The sequence below is a fragment of the Sphingobacterium lactis genome, from assembly GCF_011046555.1.
GTDB classification, from domain to species: Bacteria; Bacteroidota; Bacteroidia; order Sphingobacteriales; family Sphingobacteriaceae; genus Sphingobacterium; species Sphingobacterium lactis.
Genome location: NZ_CP049246.1, coordinates 2,653,694 through 2,676,873 on the forward strand (window position 1 = coordinate 2,653,694; position 23,180 = coordinate 2,676,873).

20 protein-coding genes are annotated in these 23,180 nt (G+C 45.1%); 12 read left to right on the top strand and 8 right to left on the bottom strand.

What is annotated here, in order from left to right:
- The first annotated feature begins 10 nt into the window (after positions 1-10).
- The 7 genes from G6N79_RS11535 to ruvB all read left to right on the top strand — a co-directional run bounded on the left by G6N79_RS11535 (position 11) and on the right by ruvB (position 9,510).
- Positions 11-1,306 (top strand): D-alanyl-D-alanine carboxypeptidase, encoded by a 1,296-nt coding sequence (locus tag G6N79_RS11535; RefSeq protein WP_160003735.1) that lies wholly within the window; start codon positions 11-13, stop codon positions 1,304-1,306.
- A 40-nt stretch (positions 1,307-1,346) separates the two neighbouring features.
- Complete coding sequence (locus G6N79_RS11540; RefSeq protein ID WP_103906406.1) at positions 1,347-2,666, top strand: MFS transporter; 1,320 nt, start codon at positions 1,347-1,349, stop codon at positions 2,664-2,666.
- Positions 2,663-3,394: a (Fe-S)-binding protein gene (locus tag G6N79_RS11545; protein WP_103906405.1), complete on the top strand. Its 732-nt coding sequence runs from the start codon at positions 2,663-2,665 to the stop codon at positions 3,392-3,394. The genes G6N79_RS11540 and G6N79_RS11545 overlap by 4 nt, the downstream gene beginning before the upstream one ends.
- 23 nt (positions 3,395-3,417) lie before the next feature.
- Entirely contained in the window at positions 3,418-4,296 is an 879-nt protein-coding gene (locus G6N79_RS11550) for a sugar phosphate isomerase/epimerase family protein (protein ID WP_103906404.1), read from the top strand.
- A gap of 1,645 nt (positions 4,297-5,941) precedes the next feature.
- Positions 5,942-7,525: a peptide MFS transporter gene (locus tag G6N79_RS11555; protein ID WP_103906401.1), complete on the top strand. Its 1,584-nt coding sequence runs from the start codon at positions 5,942-5,944 to the stop codon at positions 7,523-7,525.
- A gap of 181 nt (positions 7,526-7,706) precedes the next feature.
- Complete coding sequence (locus G6N79_RS11560; RefSeq protein ID WP_103906400.1) at positions 7,707-8,441, top strand: polyprenol monophosphomannose synthase; 735 nt, start codon at positions 7,707-7,709, stop codon at positions 8,439-8,441.
- A gap of 46 nt (positions 8,442-8,487) precedes the next feature.
- Entirely contained in the window at positions 8,488-9,510 is a 1,023-nt protein-coding gene (ruvB, locus tag G6N79_RS11565) for a Holliday junction branch migration DNA helicase RuvB (RefSeq protein WP_103906399.1), read from the top strand.
- A gap of 12 nt (positions 9,511-9,522) precedes the next feature.
- On the opposite strand, the gene G6N79_RS11570 is transcribed toward ruvB, so the two are convergent.
- From G6N79_RS11570 to G6N79_RS11580, 3 genes are all read right to left on the bottom strand, one after another.
- Complete coding sequence (locus G6N79_RS11570; protein WP_103906398.1) at positions 9,523-10,074, bottom strand: hypothetical protein; 552 nt, start codon at positions 10,072-10,074, stop codon at positions 9,523-9,525.
- A gap of 1 nt (position 10,075) precedes the next feature.
- Positions 10,076-12,565, bottom strand: a complete 2,490-nt coding sequence (locus tag G6N79_RS11575) for a S9 family peptidase (RefSeq protein ID WP_103906397.1) — start codon at positions 12,563-12,565, stop codon at positions 10,076-10,078.
- Between the two features lie 86 nt (positions 12,566-12,651).
- Positions 12,652-14,076, bottom strand: a complete 1,425-nt coding sequence (locus tag G6N79_RS11580; protein ID WP_103906396.1) for an ATP-dependent DNA helicase — start codon at positions 14,074-14,076, stop codon at positions 12,652-12,654.
- 74 nt (positions 14,077-14,150) lie between these two features.
- Between G6N79_RS11580 and G6N79_RS11585 the strand changes: the two genes are divergently transcribed.
- From G6N79_RS11585 to coaD, 3 genes are read left to right on the top strand one after another with little or no spacing between them, the layout of a single operon-like run.
- Positions 14,151-14,939 carry a DUF3822 family protein gene (locus G6N79_RS11585; protein ID WP_103906395.1) on the top strand — a complete coding sequence of 263 codons (789 nt, stop codon included), beginning with the start codon at positions 14,151-14,153 and terminating at the stop codon, positions 14,937-14,939.
- Positions 14,927-15,466 (top strand): RsmD family RNA methyltransferase, encoded by a 540-nt coding sequence (locus G6N79_RS11590; protein WP_103906394.1) that lies wholly within the window; start codon positions 14,927-14,929, stop codon positions 15,464-15,466. The genes G6N79_RS11585 and G6N79_RS11590 overlap by 13 nt, the downstream gene beginning before the upstream one ends.
- Positions 15,463-15,927, top strand: coding sequence for a pantetheine-phosphate adenylyltransferase (gene coaD / locus G6N79_RS11595; RefSeq protein WP_103906393.1), 465 nt, complete (start codon positions 15,463-15,465; stop codon positions 15,925-15,927). The genes G6N79_RS11590 and coaD overlap by 4 nt, the downstream gene beginning before the upstream one ends.
- A 20-nt stretch (positions 15,928-15,947) precedes the next feature.
- On the opposite strand, the gene G6N79_RS11600 is transcribed toward coaD, so the two are convergent.
- A complete protein-coding gene (locus G6N79_RS11600; RefSeq protein WP_103906392.1) occupies positions 15,948-17,258 on the bottom strand; it encodes a DEAD/DEAH box helicase in 1,311 nt (436 codons plus the stop codon).
- A 989-nt stretch (positions 17,259-18,247) separates the two neighbouring features.
- On the opposite strand from G6N79_RS11600, the gene G6N79_RS11605 reads away from it, so the two are divergent.
- Entirely contained in the window at positions 18,248-19,135 is an 888-nt protein-coding gene (locus G6N79_RS11605) for an OmpA/MotB family protein (protein WP_103906391.1), read from the top strand.
- Between the two features lie 73 nt (positions 19,136-19,208).
- Here the strand turns inward: G6N79_RS11605 and G6N79_RS11610 are convergent, their stop codons facing one another.
- The 4 genes from G6N79_RS11610 to mazG form a co-directional block, all read right to left on the bottom strand.
- Positions 19,209-19,982, bottom strand: a complete 774-nt coding sequence (locus tag G6N79_RS11610) for a sulfite exporter TauE/SafE family protein (RefSeq protein WP_103906390.1) — start codon at positions 19,980-19,982, stop codon at positions 19,209-19,211.
- Positions 19,972-20,640, bottom strand: a complete 669-nt coding sequence (locus tag G6N79_RS11615) for an HAD family hydrolase (protein ID WP_103906389.1) — start codon at positions 20,638-20,640, stop codon at positions 19,972-19,974. The genes G6N79_RS11610 and G6N79_RS11615 overlap by 11 nt, the downstream gene beginning before the upstream one ends.
- 84 nt (positions 20,641-20,724) lie before the next feature.
- Positions 20,725-21,897 carry a serine hydrolase domain-containing protein gene (locus G6N79_RS11620; protein WP_103906388.1) on the bottom strand — a complete coding sequence of 391 codons (1,173 nt, stop codon included), beginning with the start codon at positions 21,895-21,897 and terminating at the stop codon, positions 20,725-20,727.
- 42 nt (positions 21,898-21,939) lie between these two features.
- A complete protein-coding gene (gene mazG / locus G6N79_RS11625; protein ID WP_103906387.1) occupies positions 21,940-22,746 on the bottom strand; it encodes a nucleoside triphosphate pyrophosphohydrolase in 807 nt (268 codons plus the stop codon).
- Between the two features lie 93 nt (positions 22,747-22,839).
- On the opposite strand from mazG, the gene G6N79_RS11630 reads away from it, so the two are divergent.
- The gene (locus tag G6N79_RS11630) at positions 22,840-23,145 is read left to right on the top strand and encodes a hypothetical protein (protein WP_103906386.1); all 306 of its coding nucleotides are present in this window, start codon (positions 22,840-22,842) and stop codon (positions 23,143-23,145) included.
- Positions 23,146-23,180 lie beyond the last annotated feature (35 nt).

The window sequence follows — 23,180 nt, forward strand, 5'->3', positions numbered from 1 at the left end:
TGTTTACATTATGAAAAACATCCTAACCGCACTTGGTTTATTTGCCTTTCTCACGGTCCATGCGCAAATCGACCAAGACCTAAATCAACAACTCCAGAAGTCCAATATCCTCAATAAGCATTATTATGGATTCTCACTCTATGATATCAACAACCAGAGTTTTGTGTTCAACTACAATCCGGAAAAGCATTTTACGCCGGCCTCCAATACCAAGGTCTTTACCCTCTATACATCCCTTAAATTAATTGGGGATTCCATTCCGGGTTTGGCCTATGAAGAGCGGGGAGACTCTCTGATATTTTGGGGTACGGGAGATCCAACTTTCCTACATACCAGGTTGGATAATGGCAAGGTGTATAACTTCCTGAAAAACAGCAACAAGAAACTGTTCTATGCGACAGCAAATACCCAGGAGCCAAGTTACCGCAACGGATGGTCCATTGAAGATTACGAATTCTACTACCAACCTGAAGTATCTGTTTTTCCTATCTATGGTAATGTCATACAATTCAGGGAAGTAAATGGAAAACTTTCCCTTATGCCATCCCATTTTGATAAAGAGGTAGTCCAGCTATCGGATACCACCACTCGGTATCGGATCCATAGAGCTTTGGAAAATAATAGGTTGGAAATCAATGAGCTCCCATTGCCAAAGGGTTATGTCAATGAAAAACCTTTCCGTCCGAGCGATACGCTCTTGGTGAAATTGCTTGAGGATACCCTGCATCAGGAGGTTCAATTGATCAATCTCCCGCTTCTAGCAAATCACAAGATCGTCTATTCATTACCTACCAAGGATGTTTTACGGGAGATGATGCTACCGAGCGATAATTTCTTGGCGGAGCAACTGAATATGATTGCCTCTTTCCTAAAATACCGTGCGTTTAAGACCGAGGATCTGCGTGCGTATATGATGAAGGAATATTACAGCAAATTACCTGATACCATTGAATTGCGGGACGGTAGTGGCCTTTCCAGTTATAACAAGATTACTCCGCGCAGCATGGTGCAATTGCTGCTATGGATCAATAACGAAGTGCGCGATGAAGCTGCGAAATTAAAATTATTCCCTGCTGGCGGATTGGAGGGTACCCTGAAGGGGGTGTATCCAACACCTGGAGGAAAGGCATTTGTCTGGGCAAAAACCGGTACCATCAATTCCGTGCACTGCCAGAGCGGCTACATACAGACCAAAAAGGGAAATCGCTATGCCTATTCGTTCCTGAACAATAATTACATGGGAAGTTCCGGACCGGTGCGTCGCGAGATGGTCCGCATCATTACGCACATCTATGAAAATTATTAGCATATTCAAATCAATTGTTATATTCGCATAGAATAATCTTATGAAGGTCTTCAAGAAGAACGATAAGCGATTGATTAGGTCTTGGTCCATGTTTGATTGGGCCAATTCTGCTTATAATTTGGTCATCAACTCGACCATTTTCCCTGTCTATTATACTGCCATCACTGCAAATAAGGATACCGGAGATACCGTTTCCTTTTTCGGAATCGAATTGGTGAATACGGCACTCTCAAATTTCTCGCTTTCCATTGCCTACCTGTTGATGGCTTTGGGATTGCCTTTCATCTCTGCCTATTCCGATGCTGCAGGGAAGCGGAAGTTTTTCATGAAGCTATTTACCTATGTAGGTGCATTTGCCTGTATGGGGATGTTTTTCTTCAAGCTGGAAACACTGGAATGGGGGATTGTCTGTTTTGCCCTGGCGGCCATTGGTTATATCGGTGGTGTGGCCTTCAATAACAGTTACTTGCCGATCATTGCCACGCCGGATCAACAGGATAGGGTCAGTGCGCAGGGGTTTGCCTACGGGTATGTGGGCTGTGTTACGCTGCAGCTGATCTGTTTTGTCTTTGTATTCAAACCCGAATGGTTTGGTATTGTCGATCCTTCCTTACCGGCCAGGATTTCCTTCTTGTTGGTGGGGCTATGGTGGATCCTGTTTGCGCAGATTCCATTCCGCTACCTGCCCAAAAATAGACCCACAATCGGCTCAGAGAAAATGCCTTTCTTCCAAAAGGTGAAGAATGAGTTTAATACCGTGCTTGCCGAGATCAAAAAAATTGACGCCATTCGGCGGTTCCTTCCGGCTTATTTTTTCTATGCCATGGGAGTACAGACGCTCCTGATTGTAGCAGCAGCTTTCGGTGAGAAAGAATTGCAACTGGGATCATCCAAATTGATCGCCTCCATTCTCCTTATTCAGATCGTCGCCATCGGTGGGGCATATATCATGTCCGTACTGGCCAAACGATTCGGAAACATCAAGGTATTGATCGTGGTGGTATTTTTCTGGGTAATGATCTGTTGTTTTTCCTACTTTTTGAATAATGAGTACCAATTCTATGGGATGGCTTTTGCGGTGGGATTGCTGATGGGAGGGATCCAGTCCCTTTCTCGTTCAACCTATTCCCGCCTGATTCCGGAACATATTGAGGATACCACATCCTTCTTCAGTTTCTATGATGTCACCGAGAAAATAGCGATCGTAGTCGGCCTATTTACCTTTGCCTTTATCGAGCAAATCACACATAACATACGATATTCAGCATTATTTTTATCTGTATTTTTTCTAATTGGGTTTTTCTTGTTGTTTAGAGTGTTAAAATTTAATAAATTACAGATTATTCAAAATAATAAATGAATAAAGTAGAGCTATTTATACCTTGTTTTATTGATCAACTGTATCCGGAAACCGCCTTTAATACCGTTAAATTATTGGAAAAGGCTGGTTGTGAGGTTGTTTATAATACGGAACAGACCTGTTGCGGTCAACCTTCCTACAATGCTGGCTTCTGGGATGAAGCGAAAATCATCGGGCAGAAGTTTCTCGGTGATTTCAATGTGGAGCATCCGATCGTGAGTCCTTCGGCATCGTGTGTAGGCATGGTGCGTGGCGGATATGATGATCTGTTTACCAATTCGATCGAGCACAATACCTGCCGTTCCATTCAGCGCAATATTTTCGAAATAAGCGATTTCTTGGTCAATGTGTTGCAGAAGGAATACTTCGGTGCCGAGCTTGTCGGTACTGCCGTTTACCACGATTCCTGTTCGGCCCTTCGGGAGTGCAAGATCAAGGAGGAGCCACGCCGTTTACTGAGCCATGTTGGGGGATTGGATCTCGTGGAAATGCGCGGACAGGAAACCTGTTGCGGTTTCGGAGGAAGCTTTGCCGTAAAATTTGAAGGTATTTCCGCAGCCATGGCTGAACAGAAGGTTTTGAGCGCCATGGAAGTGAAAGCCGATTACATCATCTCGACAGATTCCTCATGCTTATTACAGTTGCAGGCATACATCGAGAAACACCAACTTCCCATCAAGACCATGCATTTGGTCGACGTACTGACGTCCGGGTGGGCCAACATTTAATAATAACCCAAACAATCAACAATATGAACTCAAGAAGAGAATTTTTAAGAAATCTTGGGCTGATCACTGCCGGCGCAACATTGGCACCTTCATTGGATGTCTTTGCCGCAAAAAAGGATTGGTTCGAGATTTCATTGGCGGAATGGTCCCTGCACCGTACGCTGTACAAAGGGGACCTCAAGAATATCGATTTCCCTGAATTTACCGCAAAAACATTCGGTATATATGGTGTAGAATATGTGAACCAATTCTTTAAGGATAAGGCGAAAGACATGACTTACCTAAAGGATTTGAACAACCGTGCCAAGGATAATGGTGTTAAGAATGTGTTGATCATGATCGATGGGGAAGGTAATCTCGGAGACCGCGATGAAGCGAAGCGCGTGGAGGCTGTGGAGAATCACTACAAGTGGATCGATGCGGCGCATTTTTTGGGCTGTCATGCGGTACGTGTGAATGCTGCTGGTAAAGGCACCAAAGAAGAGGTGAAGGAACAAGTGGTAAAAAGTCTTTCCACGTTAGCGGATTACGGTAAGAAAGGCAAGATCTCCGTTGTTGTAGAAAACCATGGTGGCATCTCCTCCCATGGCGATTGGTTAGCGGATGTGTTGAAATCCGTAGGCAAGAAAAACTGCGGTAGCTTACCTGATTTTGGTAATTTCTATGAATATGACCGCTACCAAGGTGTGAAAGAGTTAATGCCTTACGCAAAAGGCGTATCGGCGAAGTCTCATGCTTTTGACGCCAATGGGAATGATACCGGTATCGACTATGCAAAGATGATGGCAATCGTAAAAGAGGCTGGATATAAAGGATATGTAGGGATTGAGTTCGAAGGCGATAAAATCAGTGAAGTAGAAGGTATTAAATTGACGAAAGCTTTATTGGAAAAATTTAAATAATAAATATTTGTATTATAGATATTTATATAATTTATTTAAATTATAAATTTATTAAAAGGACGGTATCCCTCAGGGTACCGTCTTATTTTTTACCCGTTTTTAATTCCAAGGCACCCGCTGGCGGAAATGTTTTGCGGATGGCCCATCAAGCTTGCGCAAGAGTTGTGCGGCAGGCCTCGTGCGTTGGATCTCTTGTGCCTTGAAATCTTCCCCCTTTTTTAATCCCAAGCCACCCGCTGGCGCAAGAGTTGTGCGGCAGGCCAAGTGCGTTGGATCTCTTGTGCCCTGGATGGAATCAAAGCCCTGGCGCAAGGGTTGTGCAGATGTCTTTTGCGGATGTCTTGTGCCAGCTGTTTTTTTGTGCCTACGGCATGTTTTTTGGCACAAGTCCGCCACCGCGCTGCCCACATCAAAAGACTTGCGCCAGCGTGCGAAATGACGCGTTTAGGAGAGATTTTGGGAGGGAATGGGCGCGCAGAGCGCGCCCATTCCCTCCCAAAATCTCTCCCTTATTTCAAGCCCACAACGCTGGCGCAAGAGTTGTGCGGTAGGCCTGTGTTGTGGATCTCTTGTGCCTCAAAATCTCCCCCCTTTTTTAATCCCAAGCCACCCGCTGGCGCAAGAGTTGTGCGGCAGGCCAAGTGTGGTGGATCTCTTGTGCCTCAAAATCTTCCCCCTTTTAATCCCAAGCTACCCGCTGGCGCAAGTGTTTTGCGGATGGCCCATCAAGCTGGCGCAAGAGTTGTGCGGCAGGCCACATGCGTTGGATCTCTTGTGCCCTGGATGGAATCAAAGCCCTGGCGCAAGGGTTGTGCAGATGTCTTTTGCGGATGTCTTGTGCCAGCTGTTTTTTTGTGCCTACGGCATGTTTTTTGGCACAAGTCCGCCACCGCGCTGCCCACATCAAAAGACTTGCGCCAGCGTGCGATATGACGCGTTTAGGAGAAATTTTGGGAGGGAATGGGCGCGCGCCCATTCCCTCCCAAAATCTCTCCCTTATTTCAAGCCCACAATGCTGGCGCAAGAGTTGTGCGGCAGGGCAAGTGCGTTGGATCTCTTGTGCCCTGGATGGAACCAAAGCCCTGGCGCAAGAGTAATGCAGCTGCCTGAGCGTTGGATCTCTTGTGCCTCTACCATGCGTCAGCACCCTCAATCCCAATCGCCCTGCCAATTTATTTTCCGAAACATTTGTTTCATTCCCCCTGAACTAATTACATTTACTCTAAATTGACTAACTGTAAGAAGTAAAATTGTTTTTACAGAAACGAATTATAAAACCTTGAATGCATAATTTTTAATTAAAATGGCGGTTCGATTCGATGTTTGAACAGCTTTTGGATACCTTGATGTGATTTAGATGGACAGGGCAGGGTAGGTTATGGATTGGTTTGTTTGAAGGCTGTATCGTATTGGTTTATTGCAGATTGCTAGACAATGTTTGCAGACGGAAATAAAAATGATGGACCTGGATTAAACCCTTACTTATTCAAAGCAGTCAATTTGTTGTAACCGGAGGTTGGGATTATTTTAATGAAAACTGGCTTTAAATTGCGTCAAATTGTAAATAAAAATTTGTTAATTTGCTATCCGAAAAAAATATTGTTCTGAAATTAACTTTATAATAACAAAAAATAAATAATAACCGATGAATCAAGAAAACGACCAAGACTTGGTCCAGCACCTGGAGAAACAAGGTGTTGAGACGAAGATGGTAATGGGGCATCCAGCGAGTTTGTTTGTCCTGTTCTTTACTGAGATGTGGGAGCGTTTCAGTTATTACGGGATGAGAGCCCTTCTGACCGTATTCCTAATCACCGAGATCGCTAAAGGCGGTTGGGGATGGAATAATTCCGATGCCATGCAGTTATACGCTTGGTACACCGGTTTGGTTTATCTTACACCGTTGATCGGTGGTATGATTGCCGATAAATTGACAGGTTACCGGAAAGCGATCCTTTGGGGCGCACTAATAATGACCTTAGGTCATGCTTCCATGGCTTTTGAGCAGACCTCGCCAACATTCTTTTACATCGGTTTGGTGTTGATGATCTTGGGTAACGGTATGTTTAAACCAAACATTTCATCCATGGTAGGTCAGTTGTATCCGGATACATCCAAGAAAAAGGATGCTGGATATACCATTTTCTACATGGGTATCAACTCCGGCGCATTCCTAGGTATGTTGCTGTGTGGATACATCGGTGAGAAAGTCGGCTGGCATTATGGTTTTGGTCTAGCGGGGGTATTTATGTTCTTCGGTATGGTTCAATTCTATTTCGCACAGAAAATTTTCGGTGTGATCGGTGAAGAACCGGGTACTAAACACGCACCGAGCGAACATGTACATAACCTGGTAGAAGAAGATCAAACGCCGAAAAATGTTGTCAGAGACCGTCTCGTTGTTGTAGCGGTACTGATGATTGCCTCTATTTTCTTTTTCTTTGCTTTCGAGCAGGCTGGTGGTTCCATGACCATTTTTGCTAAAGACTATACGCAGCGTGTCCTTTCGGGCGAAGCTGGAACAATCTTCAAATGGGTTGATGCTGCGCTGACTATCTTTCCAATCTTAATCGTAACCTACGTCCTCTTCCAACTTTCCACACAGATCTACAGTAAATATCCAATGACGGTTATTGCTACGGCAATTTCCTTCGCGATCATCTGGGGATTGGGCTTATGGAAGGTAAACCGTGAGTTCTCACAGGATGTTACAGAGGTTACCGTTTCTTGGTTCCAGATTTTGAACTCCTTCTTTATCGTAACGTTGGCTTCCTCATTCTCCAAATTATGGGAGAAAGTATGGAACCCTTCCGGACCGGTTAAATTTGCTTTTGGACTGATCTTGGTCGCTGTTGGTTTCGTGGCGTTGGCTTATGGGTCGATGTCTATTCCACAAGGTGCAAAAACAGCATCGGTGAGCATGATCTGGTTGATCTTGGCCTACTTCTTCCATACAACAGGGGAGTTGTGTCTGTCACCGGTTGGTCTGTCTTATGTAAGTAAGCTCTCTCCGAAGAAATTTGCAGGTCTATTGTTCGGTCTGTGGTTCACAGCATCGGCCATCGCGAACTTTATCGCTGGTATGACCGGATCCTACATCGATATGATTACCGAGAAATATTCCATGACCGTATTCTTCCTGATCATTGCGGCACTTCCAGTGGCCGTGGCAATCTTGTTATTGTTGTTCAATGGCAAATTGAAGAAAATGATGCACGGTATCAATTAATTGATGCTTACGAAACTATATAATTCGATAGCCGATCACACGTGATCGGCTTTCTTTTTGCGTACAATTCGGCAAAATGCATTGAAAAAGTAGCTGCAATGTATTTTTTTGCGCTCATCCGATTGGACAAGTCCAAATTAATCCGTTAATTGTGTACCTTTAGCCTTTCAAAAATCAAACAGTGTCAGATAGCTTAGTTATTATTCCAACATACAATGAAAAAGAGAATATCGAACGGATTATCCGCAAGGTATTTTCATTGGAGGTTGATTTTGATATTTTAATTGTCGATGATGGATCCCCAGATGGTACGGCAGAGATCGTAAAGCAACTGCAATCCATTGAATTTGTGGGCCGCCTGCACATTGAGGAGCGCAAGGGCAAGTTGGGATTGGGAACGGCGTATATCCATGGTTTTAAATGGGCATTAGCGCGGAATTATGCCTTTATCTTTGAAATGGATGCCGACTTCAGCCACAACCCGGATGACTTGATCCGCTTGCGGGATTCCTGCAAGTACAAAGGTGCCGACATGACGATTGGCTCCCGGTATATCAAAGGTGTCAACGTGGTTAACTGGCCAATGAACCGCGTGTTGATGTCTTATTTTGCGTCTGCTTACGTTCGGTTGATTACCCGGATTGATATACAGGACGCTACGGCCGGTTTCGTCTGTTTCCGTAGGGAAGTGCTGGAAACCATTCCGTTGGAGAAGATCAAATTCGTGGGTTATGCCTTCCAGATCGAAATGAAATTTACAGCTATCCAATATGGCTTCAATGTTGTCGAAATCCCGATTATCTTCACAGATAGGACCTTGGGAACCTCAAAAATGAGCACCAAGATTTTTAAGGAGGCATTTTTTGGCGTTATCCAAATGAAGCTCGGCAGCTTATTTAAGAAATATAACAGATAGGTATATAAATTATATTGCCGATATTTAACACATACAATACTGCATTATGAATGAACACCTTGATCCGAATCCAGATCGTTTAAGCCCTACGGAAAAAGATTTAGAGCGCGTACTCCGGCCGCAGACCTTTGAGGATTTCACGGGTCAGGCGAAGATTCTGGAAAACCTGTCTATTTTCGTGAAGGCGGCGAAGTTACGCGGTGAGGCCTTGGATCACGTGCTGTTGCATGGCCCTCCGGGATTGGGAAAGACAACCCTTTCCCACATCATTGCCAATGAGATGGGGGTCGGAATCAAGATTACTTCCGGACCTGTGCTGGATAAACCCGGGGATCTGGCAGGTCTATTGACGGGTCTGGATGAAGGGGATATCCTTTTCATCGACGAGATACACCGTTTAAGCCCGCTGGTAGAAGAATACCTGTATTCCGCAATGGAAGACTTCAAGATCGATATCATGCTGGAGACGGGGCCTAATGCGCGCTCTGTGCAGATCAGCTTGAATCCGTTTACCTTGGTTGGCGCCACGACCCGTTCGGGCTTGCTGACCGCACCGTTGCGTGCGCGTTTCGGAATCAATTCACGCCTGCAATATTACGACTCCAAACTCTTGACCGATATCGTCATGCGCTCGGCGGCTATTATCCATGTGCCCATTTCGGAAGAAGGAGCCTACGAGATTGCCAGAAGGAGCCGTGGTACACCGCGTATTGCCAACGCATTGCTGCGCAGGACGCGCGATTTTGCCCAGATCAAGGGAAATGGTTCCATTGACAAAGCAATCGCTCAATTCGCCTTAAATGCACTGAATGTGGATGAACATGGATTGGATGAAATGGACAACCGCATCTTGAGTACCATTATCGACAAATTCAAGGGCGGCCCAGTAGGCTTGAAAACCATTGCCACGGCAGTGGGTGAGGATGAAGGCACCATCGAAGAGGTATACGAGCCTTTCCTGATTCAGGAAGGATATCTTATGCGTACCTCGCGGGGTCGCGAATGTACTGAGCTTGCCTTTAAGCACCTCGGGAAAAACTATTTCAATAAAGGGAATACCCTGTTCTAGATCCCGATCGGATCAATTTAACTTCGTTAATTTTTTCAACAACATACTACCTCGGCTCTTCAAAGCTGGGGTAGCTTCTTTTTCCAGATGGAATTCCACGAGCATCCGGAGTTCCGTCCGTAGCCATTTCATCTCCAACGAAAGCAGGAAGAGGATATCCAACCCATTGACCAGTACAGCTACCGGACATTCGGGATCTTCTACGATGGAAAACGTTTTATCCAAAATTGACTCCTGTTCGCTTTCCGTTAAAGAAATGCTTTTATTTTCCCTACCTAACATCCACATGATTAGCTTGGTATAGCTGCGTAGGCAGCTCCAGTTTTCCAATTGGTTGTACTGGGATAGCATTGTTGGATAAACTTGCGCTAGGAGATCGGTATGCTTCAAAAGGATATGCTCCACCGCCCATGCAGTTCGAAAGGCGAGTCGCGGGTTCTTCCGGTCCATATTCATCGCCAGTAGATCTTCCAGAGAAACGATCTGCAACAAATCGGTATTTAAATCAGAAGCCCCAATATACATTAGGGCTTCTTGAATGGTTTTTGCGTTTTTATTGGTCATATTATTTACCCATGGGTTTTTCCCGGTTCATTTCCATGATGTCAACTTCGTTCATGGCAGAGGCTCCCAACAGGTGCTGGCTGAAATAATCCGCCATGCGCCAGAAGAAATATTCGGTCATATCGCCAAATGCATGACGTTGACCAGGCAATAATAAGAAATCGAAACGTTTATTTGCACGGATTAAAGCATCCACCATGCGAATCGTGTTCGCGGGGTGCACATTATTATCGATATCACCGGTGACAAGTAACAAATGTCCCTTGAGGTTTTTCGCCAATTCGGTGTTTTTCTGGATCTGGTAGGAGAAAGTGGTATCGCCTTTTGCGTTCACGACTTCCTTCACGCCATGGTGGCGCTCGCTCCACCAACGGTTATAGATATTGTTCTCGTGATTTCCGGCACCCGAAACGGCTACTTTGAAGAAATCCGGGTATACCAGCATGGCAGCGGTCGACATAAAACCACCACCAGAGTGCCCCGTGATACCTACACGGTTGATGTCTATGAAAGAATAGCGGTTAGCAAGCTGTTCTGCAACTACTTTTTTGTCCTCCAATCCGTAATCCCGTAGGTTTCCGTAGCCATAGGTATGGTACCATTTGGAGCGAGAAGGGTGTCCACCTCGGTTTCCTACGGATACCACGATAAAGCCCATTTGGGCCAAGCGATCGATACGGTCCATGGAACGACCAAAGCTCTTGTTTACCGCTTCGGTTTGCGGTCCGGGGTACACATATTCGATGATCGGGTAAGTCTTTGTCGAATCAAAATCGAACGGTTTGTACATCACACCGTACAGGTCAGTGATGCCATCGCCAGCTTTTACAGTAAATGGTTCTGGGAATTTGTAGCCCGAAGCCAATAGGTTGCTCAGATCCGTTTCCTCCAATTTCATGACCAATTGACCATTTCCATTGTACAGGTTGCTCACGGGAGCAGTGTTGACACGGGAGAAATTATCGATGAAGTAATTGCCAGACTCGCTTGAAGTGACCTGGTGATCGAAATTTCCAGGAGTCAATAATTTCACATTTCCGCCGTTCTTGTTCACGGAATAAAAGAAGGAATAATACGGATCTATATTTTTTTCAAGGCCGTTTGCCTTGAAGTATAGGGTTCCCGTAGCTTCATTGTAACTGCTCAACTCATCACAGTGATACGCTCCATTGGTAATCTGGTTCACCAGGGCACCATTTTTATTGTATAAATAGAAATGTCCCCAGCCGTCGCGTTGTGACCAATGGATCAATTGATTTCCATTATTGATCAGGTAAGGTTTTTTCACGTCCAGGTACACGTTTGACCGTTCTTCGATAACAGTACGCGGTTGGCCAGTGGCTACATTGACCGCTAGGATATCGATGCGCTTCAGGTCGCGGCTGGATCGTGCAATATAGAATTCCTCGTCATTACCTAACCAGTAGTTGATGTAGTGTTTTCCTTTATAGCTGTTTTTGTTCCGATCAGCATTCCAGGAACTGATGGTCTGGTTCTTGAATGCAGCAACCGGTACCTGACGGGATTTTAAGGTGGAAGCATCAAAAATGTGCAGCTCTGTTTCCGTGGAGTCCAATTCGCCGGGCATAAGATATTTATAGGTTTCCAAGGTCGGTCGCTGCGCGGCCACATTGTTGATGACCCATAGCGCACTCAACTCCCGGTTATCTTTCCGCGTCAAGGTGAAATAGCGCCCGTTAGGGGACCAGTTGATCCAAACCGGTTTACGCTTTTTCTTTTCCTCGTCCAACGATTTCTTATCTCCGGTTGTGGAGGAATACTCATCACCGCCCCAAGCATAGTACTGAACGCCATCCGTTGTGATCTGATGCTCTACAATGGTGGAGTCCTTTTCATCTTTCTGTGCTTTTTGGAAGTTGGCGTAATCCATCCAGTACAGGTTATAGTCCTTCGCATAGAATACTTTGGTGGTATCCGGATTGAAGTTTGCCCAGAATAAGCGGCTTTTGTCCTTACTGTCCTCAGATAACTCCCGCAGATTTTTGTTGCTCAGGTTATATTCAAAATAGAAGAGTTTCTTTTTTAGGGTATCGTTCTTATTGGTCAATTTCTTGATCTCTTCCTTGGTTTTCACGGTGTCCTTTGTGCTCTGTACCTCAAAGCGTATCAAGTTCTCATTTTCCATAAAACGAAGGTTCCGTATATCGAGGTGCTGTGCGTCGAATGGATTCTTCACGATGGAAGTAATTCGGGAAGCCATCTCGGCGTGATCGAATAATTCAGATTTCTTTCTGGTCTTCGGATCCACCAGGTACCATTTCTTACCCTTAGGAGAATTGTACTCATACCAGAACTTGTCACCAAAATTTATCCAGTTGGGATTGACCTCGGTGGAGAAGATCATCTTGCTCAATTTTGCCGGTGAATATTTCGCGGCCAGTTGATAGTTTGGTTTGGCTAGTGTAGATGGTTCCTGTGCAGTGGCATAACTGCCGATCAGGAGGCATAAACCTAGGAAATAATACTTCATGTGATTCTATTAAGTCAATTTTGAATTGCGAAAATATTCTTTTCTACAGCCAATAAAGAAGCAATAGTGTATTATTTTTGATAAGATTAGTGTGGGTAGAACTTTTCGTTAAAGTTGACCAGGAAGAGCTCTTGTGTTGCCCGCGTTATGGCGGTGTACAGCCAGCGCATAAATTCCGTATTGAGCATTTCATCCACCATATACCCCTGATCAACAAAGACCAAGGGCCATTGACCACCCTGGGCTTTATGGCAGGTAATGGCATAGGCAAATTTAATCTGCAGTGCGTTGTAGTAGGGGTCTTTCTTGATGGCGTCCATGCGGTCCTTTTTCGTGCCGATGTCGGCATAGTCTTCGGCAATACTGTTGTAGAGTTCCTTCTGTTGCTCATAGGGCAGGTTGGCCGAATCCACATAAAGGCTATCCAGCAATACCCGACAGCGTATGGCATCGCCTTCGTTGTTGTCCATAAATTCCAGGTACAGGTCCGCAAATCGAAATCCGTGCATGTCATGGATGTTGCTGACCTTCTTTACCACGGCCATATCACCGTTGGCGATGAATCCCGTACTCTTTTCGTCATTTTCCTGGAGCCAATAGTAATTGTTGCGGACCACCATGATCAGGTCACCTCCGGTGATTTCTTCCTCGCGGAACAGAATCTGGTTTCGGATATGCTTGTTGTACAGATTGGCGGATTTGTTCGACCGGCAGATGACCATGCTGTTATTGATCCCAAATTTATCGTACGCATAATGCAGCCCTTCGATCAGGCGGTCCCCATTCATACGGAAGATGTCGTGGAATCCCTTAGTGACGAATTTGGGGTAGCTGTATTCTGCAAATTCTTCGTCCAACCGGATCTCGTTCCTGATTTTGGTCGCATTGTACAGGATGCCCGAATGTTTATCCTGGCGGACGACATCGGTCAATTCGTAGGTGAAGATATCCAGTCCGAATTCCCCATTCATATATTCGGGGTTCAAAGCCGGGCTATCTTCCAATCCGACAGGCGGGAGTTGGGCAATATCACCTACGAGCATCAAACTGCAGTTCTCGCCCGATTGTACATAGCGAATGAGATCGTGCAAAAGGCCTTGGGAAAACATGGTGACACCCTCATTGCTGAGCATGGAGGCCTCATCAACGATGAATAACGTGTTTTCATGGCTGTTATCGCCCAAGCTGAAGTCCATGTCCAAGCTTGCCGCATTCTTTTTCCTGTAGATTTTCTTATGGATGGTCAGTGCATTGCGCCCGGAATAGGCGCTCATTACCTTGGCGGCCCGACCCGTTGGGGCAAGTAGCACGGAACGCTTCATCAATTTGGGCAACGTTTTGACCAATGCGCCGATAATGGAGGTTTTTCCCGTACCCGCATACCCCTTCAAAATAAAACAGCTGTCCGACCGAAAAGTCATCAGGAAACTCGCCAGTTGCGAGAAAACCTCGATCTGCTGTTCGGTGGGCGCATGCGAAAATTGTTGGATTAGGGTGTTTTTTATCTGCACAGTTCAAAGTTATCCAAAAGGTTGGTCAATCCAATTTTTAAAACTAATTTTGTGGTTCAAGCATTTGCAACGGAATGAACTATACGGCAAAACAATTTCATCTACATTATATTTCGCAATACACACTGATCGTCAAGGCAAATTATGAATATGATATGCTTTATGTCCTGGATGCGGAAGGTCAAATCCTGGTCTACATGAAGTTCGAAAGCATGGAGCCCAGCGAGGAAGCGTTGAAGTTGCTGAGCCTACCTTTCCAACAGGTCTTCGTCAGTGTACCAAGCCAGAACCTGACCTTTATACCGCAGGATCTATATCAGGAAGAGGATCTGGATGCATACCGGGACTTTATGGAAAATCCATCGGCAGCCATCGAAACCGAGCACCTCGATTTCCTACAGATCCAAGCCCTGTACCAATACGATGTGCTGTTGAGCCACCGTTGGAAAACACTGTTTCCAAGTGCTGTCTTTATTCCGGAATTCAAACTGAACCTACTGCAGGCACGCCCATACATTCCTCTGAAAGGGGAGGTGGTTGGTGTTGTTTTCAACAACAGTACAACCGATATTTTCCTTTTCGTGAATGGACAGTTTAAATTCTACAATACCTTCGAGATCCTTTCGGATGATGACCTCAGTTATTTTATCCTCAATGTTTTCGATAATTTCCAGCTTAAGGATAAGGTTACGAAAGCATTGGTGTCTGGAGTTGATCTGGAAGATAGCGTCCTGCGTAAGTTGGATAACTATGCCCATGAGCTTGTTTACATCAAAGCGTCCCATCCTGCAAAAGCCAATGAGGCTTTGGAGGAAGAGGTCAGTTCATTGTACCTTTTAGATCTGCCGACATGCGCATCATAGGTGGAAAAGCAGCTGGATTGCGGTTAAATCCACCACAGAACCTTCCTGTTCGTCCCACAACGGATATCGCTAAGGAGGCGCTGTTCAATATCTTGAACAACAGATTGGATTTTGACGAGCTGACTTGCCTGGACCTGTTTGCTGGAACGGGCAATATTTCCTTTGAATTGGCTTCCCGCCATGCTGTTAAGGTCGATGCAGTCGATCAGCACGGCAAATGTGTCATCTATATTACGGATACCGCCAAGAAGCTGAATCTGGAGCAGATAAAAGCGCGCAAGGCGGATGTGTTCAAATACATCAAATCGGCAAAAGAATCCTATGACCTGATCTTTGCAGATCCACCTTACGACTTGGGACAATTGCCCATGTTGCCGAAAATTATTCTGGAGGGCGATTTATTGAAACCGGGGGGCTTATTGATTGTGGAGCATCCGAGCAACCGAAAGATGGTGGACCATCCCCATTTTCAGGAAACACGCCAATACGGTAATTCTTCGTTTAGTTTTTATACCTTACCATCATGAAAATAGCAGTATTTCCAGGTTCCTTTGACCCTTATACCATAGCCCATCACGATCTCATCGAAAGGGCATTGCCGTTATTCGATAAGATCTACATCGCCATTGGCGTGAACAGTTCTAAGGTGGGATTGATGGATACGGACAGCCGCAAAGAAGCCATCACAGCACTGTATCAGGAGGTGCCGCAGGTGGAAGTAAGTTTCTATACCGGATTGACCGTGGATTTTTGCCGATCGGTGGGTGCGAACTTTATCCTGCGCGGAATCCGCAACGGTGCCGATTTGGATTATGAGAATATTATTGCCCAGAATAACCTGATTTTGGCACCTGATATTGAGACCTACTTCTTGGTAAGCCGTAGCGGTAAGGCCCATATATCGTCCACCATCGTTCGCGACATCTGGAAGAATAAAGGTGATATCAGTCACCTCGTACCCGAGGCTATCCTGGACTTTATTAAATAGAATTAGTAGATCGAATCGGATTAAATCAGATTAATCCGCACTTTATTGCCCTTGATCTTTCCGTTAGAGCCTGTTTTGGCTACTTTAGCAGCAACCTCTTGCTTCACGGCAATGTAGGAGTCATGTGCTTTCACTACGATCACGCCCAAGTCATCCTTATCGATATCCGGTAGATTCAGGATATACCCGACGATGTCGATCTTGTTTACTTTTTGTTTCTTTCCGGCACTGATGCGCAGGGTTCTGTAGGCAGGTGGTTCGGGAAGTGGGTAGAATTCATCAAGTGTAATTGTCTCAGCATGGTCCAGGAATTTGGCTGCACGGTCTTCCTCGGTCAAAATCCCATAGATATAGCCCTTTTGGCCATTTCTTCCTGCACGACCATTTCTGTGGATGAAATCTTCATCCTTGTACGGAAATTGATAATGGATAACGTGGTTCATTTCCGGGATATCCAATCCACGGGCAGCAAGATCTGTCGTGACAAGGATATTCTGACTGCCATTCTTGATCTTGGTAATCGTCAGTTCGCGCACAAATTGCTCCAGTCCGCCATGGTAGGGGATGCTGTCGATACCCTTGCCTTCCAAAATATCGGAAATATGCTCCACGGCTTCGCGGTGGTTGCAGAATACCAGGACACGTTCATTTCCGATCTTGCAGATCAGTTTGAAGAGGGATTCGAGTTTGAGTTTGGTCGAGCTGATGACTTTATAGTAGGAGAGGTCCGGACGTAATTTGTCTCCATCGAAATAATCCAGCTTAACGGGGTTATTCAACGCGAGAAATTCAGGGAGCTCCTCCATATCGGTTGCAGAGGTCAGGATTTTATGCTTCACAAAACGACAGGCAGCAATGATGAAACTCAACTGATCCTGGAAACCCAGTTCCAGCGATTTGTCGAATTCATCCAATACGAGTGTTTCGCAATTGACCAATAGGTCTGGTACACGCTCGATGTGGTAGATGATCCGTCCCGGCGTTCCGATAACGATGGGCGGTTGCTGCTTCAACTTATCCTTTTCCAATTGGTTATTGTTCCCGCCATAGATACAGGCCACATTCACATGGGGATCCATCTGTTTTATCACGGTTTCAATCTGGAGCGCCAGTTCACGCGTAGGTACAACAATTAAACTCTGTACACCTGTTTTGTTGCTTTCCAGCAAGAGCTTGTGGACCAATAGGCTAAATGCCAAGGTCTTGCCGGAGCCCGTAGGGGATAGTAAAACAAAGTCACGACCGTTTACGAATTGATCCATAACTTGTTCCTGCATCGGGTTTAAGGCCTCAATTTTCAGGTTGTCCAGATAAGTGCTTAATTTTTGCATGTCACAAAAGTACCATAATAGCCTGTTATTTGCCCTCTTTTACAAAATTTAATATTTATTTTTTTGATGGCTAATTTTTTGGCACAGCATTTGAAAGTATGCTAGTATTCATAATTTAGGTTAATAATTGGTTAGTTAAGGCTTGAAATCTCCCCGATTTCAAGCCTTTTTTGTTGTTATCAGCTCAGCTTCGGTGTTGCGCTTGAATTCCATTTTCATATATCCATTCTTTTGGGTATATTGTTGACAATCAGCACTGAAATCCCTTCAATTTCCCTCTTATTCCCATAGGATTGCATTCTTGGCAATTTAGAAACAACCATTTGAACAGATTTTCAATTTTTCCCAGTCAACTTTATAAAAACTAAAATCCCACCACGCACTGGCATTATGAAATTTGTAAAGATGCCCCTTCCTATATAGGGTGGGTATCCTTCATAAAAACGGGCATGGAGCGGTCATCAGGGTTTATGGACCTTGTCCGACATGCGAGCGTAGTGCGTCCGTATTGCAACCGTGGTGGGACCGTGTCTAATGACACGCTCTCACCACGCTCTGACCACGCTCTCACCTCGGACGCATGTCAAACAAGGTCAATCACAAATCCCTTTACAATTGGTCGGCGTTGCTGAGAGATTTGCATTACATTGGCTTTATTTTTAGGGTTGCGCCAGCGAGAAATGTCTAAGGCACAAGAGATCCACCGCACAAACCCTCCACAAAACTCTTGCGCCAGCGAGAAATTTTCTGCTGTTCTGTCATTCCCCAATTGAATTGGAACTTAAATGTTTAATACACCTTCTTCCTTGGGATTTTTGCATGCGATAGGTTATATTTATTGAGAATTAATAAGTGATAAATGCGAACTTTCCTCATAAAATCTATGATTACATACGCTGAGGCAGTTATTATGGTCTTTTTTCAAAAAAAGGCATTGCTTTTGCATAGGAGAGTTACAACTATAAAGCGTACAATTAAAATCAAGTGTTATGATTAAACGAATAAGCGTACCATTACTGTTGATGTCGGGATTATTGATTACCTCCTGTGGGGTGAGCAAGAAAACCCATCAGGCATTGCAGACGCAATACACAGACTTAAGTGAAAAATACAGACAGAGTGAGTTGGATCTAACCGAGAGCCGTGCTCGCGTAAAAAGTCTGGAAGATCAGTTGGAACAGGAACGTAAGAACAATGCAGGCCTTCGGGAGGCATTGGCCAGGTTACAGGGTACATTGGATAACAGTATCAACCAGAATACCCAAGGAAATGTTAATATCTCCAAATTGGTGGATGAGATCAATGCTTCCAATAAATATATCCAACATTTAGTGAACACCAAGCAGAAGAGCGACTCGCTTAACATGGTGCTGACGAACAACCTAACGCGCTCACTTAGCCGCGAAGAAATGAAAGATGTGGATGTGCAAGTATTGAAAGGGGTGGTTTATATCTCCCTATCAGATAATATGTTGTACAAATCCGGAAGTTACGAGATCTCGGATCGTGCAGGCGAAACACTGTCCAAGATTGCGAAGATTATCCAGGATTACAAAGATTACGAAGTGTTGATCGAAGGTAATACCGATACGGATCCGATTTCGAAATCAAATATCCGGAACAACTGGGATTTGAGTACCTTGCGTGCTTCATCCGTGGTGCAGGCTTTACAGAATCAATATGGGGTTGATCCGAAGCGCCTGACAGCAGGTGGTCGCGGTGAATACAACCCGATTGCAGACAACAGTACTGCCGAAGGTAAAGCGCGGAACCGGAGAACACAGATCATCATTACGCCGAAATTGGATCAATTCATGGAGTTGATCGATAAGGCACCGGAAACTGCTGAAACACCAGCAGATACAACCGCATTCTAATAAGAGAAATCCAGAAATATAAAATCCCGAATTTTTTGAATTCGGGATTTTTTTATGTCGTGTGTTCTCCTCGTTAACCAAATATCAACATGAGGGAGGATGCCAGGACCAAGGTGAGGATGATGATCCTGAATTCTTTTTCTGGGATAATCTTCACCAAACGGATGCCGATGAATCCGCCCAGCACAATAAAAGGAATTGCCATCAGGTTCAGCATAAAGCCTTCCCAACTCAGATTCTGCCACACGAACAGTTGCAGAGGGATCTTGGTGAAGTTAAGGATCATGATAAACCAGGCGCCCGTAGCAACCAGGGTATATTTATCCATTTTCCTTGTCAGCAGGAAAATGGTTAAGGCCGGTCCTGCAGCATTGCCGATCATCGTCGAGAATCCGACAAGTAAACCGAACATGGGAGCATACCACCAATTATCGGTGAAATCTCTTCCTTCGCCCTGATTTTTGGCTTTATTCGTTCCCCAGACCATTAACAGGACTGAGACGAGGATACAGGCGCCCATCGTGATCTTGAACGTCTGATCATCGATGTATTCCCCGACAAATAAACCAATGAATAGACCAAGAAAGGCAGATGGCAACATGGCTTTGATTTCGGACCATATAAATTGCTTGCGGTAATAGATGACCGCCAGCAGGTCCGCCATGCACAGTAGGATCAACACTATGCCCGTCGAATATTTGGCGCCAAACAGTAGTGCAAAGAGCGGAACAGCAAAAGTACCGACGTTCTGGATCCCCGTTTTGGAGATGCCGATCAGCATCGCGCAGAAGAAGTACAAGGCCCACGCCCAGGGAGAATGAAGGAGTTGCAGCGCGCTATCCCACATGCTCGCGGTAAATTTCCCGCAATCGGGCAAAGTTCATGTCTTTATAATTTTCAATATAATCCAGACATACCGGGAGTTCTTCTTTTTTATGGGTACTTAGTACGCCAATGACGTTCATGTTGGCATTCAGACCGGCAGTAACTCCTGAGAAGGAATCTTCGAAGACAAAGCAATTTGCAGGATCAATGCCCAGGTTGGCCGCTGATTTCTCGTACACTTCGGGGTGGGGTTTGTGCAATTCCACATTTTCACTGCCCAAAGTGGATTTGAAGAACTTACGAATGTCCAGCGCGTCCAGGATCAGGTCCATATTGGCGCGTGGCGCTGAAGTGGCAACGCCCAACTGCACATCGTTTACATGCAGGTCTTCCAAGAAATTGGGTAAGTAGGGGATCGGCTTGACTTCCGCTCCGTAAATCTCGCGGAACAGGCCTTCTTTTTCCATCTCCAGGTTCAGTAATTCCTTCCCACGGATGGGACGTTTGAAAAAATGCGTGAAGATATAGCTGTTGTGCTTTCCATACATGTGTTTCTCAAATTCCTCCTCTGAATAGGGAATTTTGTACTTGTCGAAAAAGGCTTCAAATGCCTTGGCGTGGTAGGGGTTGGTGTGTGCAATCACACCATCCATATCGAAAATAACGGCTAACGTATTCAATTTTTATCTGTTTGTTTTACGGGTTTTAATATACGTTTTATCCGTGCAAAAGGCGAAACGAAACAAAACCTTTCCTGTATCTGCTTATTTTTCAATTCGATCGCCCAGCATGATGTAGGCCTGGTCAATGAATTTATTGAAGGAAGAGGAGGGATCTGTACGTGGTTTTCCGTCGATACCATGGCCCAGTCGGACGATGATCAGGTCATCTTGCGGGATCACGATAACATATTGCCCGAGGTGCCCATCCATATAGAAATAGTCCTTCTCGGCGTACTTACCGATCCACCAACCGTATCCATACTGCGGTGAGTCCGGAAAGAAATTGGTGATCGATTTTTGTACATAGGCAGAATCGATTAACGACTGCCCATTCCATTGGCCATGTTGCAGGTAAAGTTTGCCGAATCGGGCAAAGTCCTTCGCATTACTTGCTACACAACAGTAAGCTTTTTCGATACCCTTCTTTTCGGAATCAACCTGCCATAGGGCGGTATGTTCGGCACCCATGGGTTTCCAGAAATAATCACTCAGCAGCTCGGAAAGGCTTTTGCCTGTTGCGCGTTGCAAGGCGATGCCCAGCAATTGGGTATCGCCACTCTTGTAAATGAATTGTTGTCCGGGTTGCTTATCGATTGGCATCACCGAAAGTGCACCGACGATATCCTTGTCAAAATATAAACGTGTGGTAATGGAAAATGGATCATAATAGTCTTCGCTCCATTTCATGCCGGAGCTCATGCTGACCAAATTTTCAAAGGTTAGGGAGTCCGCATACGGACCGGTAATCTCCGGAACGAAATCCTTAATCTTCTGTTGGATGTTCTTCACTTTTCCATCCTGTATGCTGCGGCCCAAGATGGCGGCGACCATACTTTTGGCCATGGAGAAGGAATTGGACCTGGACGAGTCGGTGTAGCCACCGTAATATTCCTCAAACCACACACTGTCCCGGTGGATGATCACATACGCTACGGATTTCCATTGCTCATGGATCGCTTTCAATTCCGGGGTGATTTTTACGCTATTGTAATCCTTTGCTTTGGCCCATGGCTGTGGGGTGCCGGTCTGAATGGTATGATTGTCAAAAAACCTATAATCATCGAGATAGGCTGTTTTATGGCCTTGTAGATACGTTACATAAACTCCCTTGAGGAGATAATCTGCTTTGAAGATGTATAATGCAGCGACGGTTAAAACGATGATGGCAACCAAGGCTATGCCCAGCCATTTTAGGAATTTGACAAGATATTTCATACAAAAAGTGGTTTCTTGATTAAAGATATCAAGAATTTTCGACTATTTTAATTTCTTTGCCTCATTCCAATACACATCCATTTCCTCCAGGGTCATATCCTTCAATTGCTGTTGATTTTCGGCAGCACGTTCCTCGATATAGGTGAAGCGTTTAATGAATTTCTTATTGGTCCTTTCCAATGCGTTTTCGGGGTTAATGCCCAAATGGCGGGCGTAATTGATCAGGGAAAACAGCAAATCCCCAAACTCCTGTTCGGCATTTTCGGTATTTATTTTCTTGGAATCCTGGATATCAAATTCAGCTTTGAATTCCGCCAGTTCCTCTTCGACCTTCTTCCAGACTTCGGCCTTGTCCTCCCAGTCGAAACCGACTCCACGGACCTTATCTTGGATCCGGTACGCCTTTACCAATGCCGGCAATCCCTTTGGCACTCCAGATAGAACAGATTTATTGCCTTCCTTCAATTTCAGGGCTTCCCAGTTCTGCTTCACCTGCTCGTCATCCGCGGCTTCCACGTCGCCATAGATGTGGGGGTGGCGGGAGATCAATTTATCACAGATCCCATTCAACACATCCACAATGGTAAATTTATCCTGCTCTTCCGCAATCCGGGCATAGAAGACCAGGTGCATCAATATATCGCCCAACTCTTTCTTGATTTCCTGGTGATCCTCTTCGAGGATTGCATCCGCCAGTTCGTACATTTCCTCAATGGTCAGGTGCCGAAGGGATTCCATGGTTTGTTTCTTATCCCAAGGACATTCGACCCGTAAGGTATATAAAACTTCTAGTAGTCTTTCGAAGGCTGTGGCCGGGGTAAATTGTGGTTCTGGCGCTGGATGTGGCATAATATTGAGCAGCTTTTGTATGAAGTGATTTTACTGAATTACGAAAACAATATCCAAAGTTAGGTGTTTTTAGTAAAGAAAATATAAAATACCATGGATAAAACTTTCAAATACGCTACGATGACCGAGGCCCTGGATAATTTAGCAAAACAGGGATATACAATTGACTATAACGTTGAATTTGATGAACTTTCGGCAGATGCCGCAAACTACGATATTGATGTGCTGTACAGGTATGAGGGAGAATCCGATCCGGCAGATGAATCGTCGGTGTATGGCATATCGAATACCCAGACAGGTGATAAAGGTGTTTTTGTTGCCGGCAATCTTTCGCTGATCGAAGGCCGCAAGAGAGATATCATCCTCGATTTGGAGATGAAATATAAAGACAAGCATTAAGATTAAGTTAATTAAATGGTAAGCCCGGGCGTGAG